2 protein-coding genes are annotated in these 2,138 nt (G+C 45.7%); one reads left to right on the forward strand and one right to left on the reverse strand.

Annotated elements, in window-relative coordinates:
• Positions 1-1,216 (reverse strand): bifunctional metallophosphatase/5'-nucleotidase (locus AC1DUA_RS34950; protein WP_477504113.1); only part of this gene is annotated, 1,216 nt, incomplete at its 3' end.
• Positions 1,217-1,437: 221 nt separating this feature from the next.
• Between AC1DUA_RS34950 and phnD the strand changes: the two genes are divergently transcribed.
• Positions 1,438-2,138: phosphate/phosphite/phosphonate ABC transporter substrate-binding protein (phnD, locus tag AC1DUA_RS34955; RefSeq protein WP_477504112.1), on the forward strand; the 701-nt coding region annotated here is incomplete at its 3' end.

A 2,138-nucleotide genomic window follows, 5' to 3' on the forward strand; every position in this document is an offset into this window, starting at 1 on the left:
CTCTAAACTTGCTGCTGACTTGAACTTCACCATCAGATGTCAACTCAAAATACTCCGCGGACTGTTCCAAGGCATCCTTGATGTCTTGTCCGGAAATCCGAATCACTTTCAGTGTGTTCGGGTAAATGTAGTTGGAAACGATGTCTCTCATCGTAATATCAGAAGGGAAACCTGGCGATACGTTATCAAACAAAGCCGTATTCGAAATGGGTGCTCCAGACAGCTCCATTTGGACCCGATTGATGAACTCGATCAGTGCGCTGTCTTTTAATCGAGTCTGCATAGGATCTTTCACCAGCATATCGCCCGTCAGCCTACCGATTGGTTGATCCAGCCACTCTTGGGTTTTCGCTTCATGTGTGCCAACAAGCCCAATGAGCTGTTTGTCAGCTTCAATTCCCGTTACCGAGAGCAGCTCTGATGTCTTGGTGTCGATCCGCCAATTACCTTCAACCATCGAAAGCTCCAACGTCACTTTCCCCAGCGTAACCCCAGCGGTTCCCGGTTGAACGATAGTGACGGCATTGATGGCTTGCCCTGCAATGCTTCGGTGCTGATGCCCTGTCAGGAGCACATCCACCCCTTCAACTTCCATACAAAGCTGATAGCCCTGGTTTTCGCCTGTCAAAGGTTCTGTCGGTTCCCCTGTCTCTAGATGTCTTTCGAAGCCGCCATGATAAGAAACCACAACGACATCCACTTGCTCCTCTTCCTTAAGCATTTTCACCCACTTGTGAGCTGCTTGCACAGCATCTACAAACTGTAGACCTGTGATATGTGCAGGATTTTCCCAATTTGGAATATACGGCGTCGTCAGTCCCAAGATACCGATACGAACACCTTCTGGAAGTTCCTTGATAATGTATGGCTTCCCTAAGAATGGCTCTCCGCTATCTGCGTCTATAATGCTTGCACACAACCACGGGAACTCAGATTCCTTGACCGCTTTACCAAGTACATCAAGACCATAATTAAACTCATGATTCCCGATTACAGCAGCATCATAGCCGATATAGTTGAGTCCAAGCACCATGGGATCCATAGGCTCATTATCCAATCTAGCGTGATGGTAAGCGAGCGGTGTGCCTTGGATAAGATCCCCGTTGTCGATTACAATCACATTGGCTTCTTTCTTCCGCTCATCTGCTACCAATGCCGCTATTTTGGCTAAACCCACTTCGTTCGGCAAGTTATTCGCGTAATGCAAAGGCAGCATATTACCATGTAAATCGCTTGTTTCCAGTATGGTTACTGTACTTTTCTGCACCTTACCAGGTTGAGTCAAGTTCCCCACTCCACAACTTTTTATTTTGTAAATACATACATAACAATTGGCAGTTTAACAAATACTTCACACTATCTTCCATATCTTTTATGTTAATGTTATATTACATCTTAGATAAATAGCAAATTAAATTAAACGGAGGTCAAAAAGAAATGAAAAAATTAACAGTTATCACCCTTTCCATGRTGGTTGTTGCAACAGGTCTGCTTGCAGGCTGTGCAAAAAAGGAAACGCCAGCTCCATCAGCTTCAGCTGGTGCAGCAACGGCTTCACCGTCAGCAGCAGCTTCCGCTAGTCCGGCAGCAGCAGCAGGCTTTGTTCCAAAAGAACTTAAAGTTCAATTCGTTCCTTCCCAAAATGCTGAGACACTTGAAGCAAAAGCAAAACCACTTGAAAAACTTCTCGGGGACAAGCTGGGTATCCCAGTTAAAGTTTCCGTTTCAACTGACTATAACGTTGTAATCGAAGCCATGGCTTCCAAACAAGTTGACGTTGGCTTCTTGCCACCGAGTAACTACGTAGTTGCCCATGATAACCGCAAAGCGGCTGATTTGCTTGCACAAGCGACACGTTTCGGCGTTGACGATGCAACAGGCCAACCAACAACTGAACTCGTGAATTTCTATAAATCCGAAATCCTTGTGAAAGCTGATTCCCCGATCAAATCCGTTGCTGATTTGAAAGGCAAAAAAATGGGCTGGCAAGGTGTTACTTCAGCAGCTGGTTATGTTTACCCGGGTCTGTTGTTAAAAAAAGCTGGCGTTGACCCAGTGAAAGATGTAACAGGCGTACAATTCCAAGGACATGACAAAGCGGTTATCGCGCTTCTTAACGGTCAAGTTGATGCTGTAGG

Source organism: Paenibacillus sp. 01T422, from assembly GCF_056398785.1.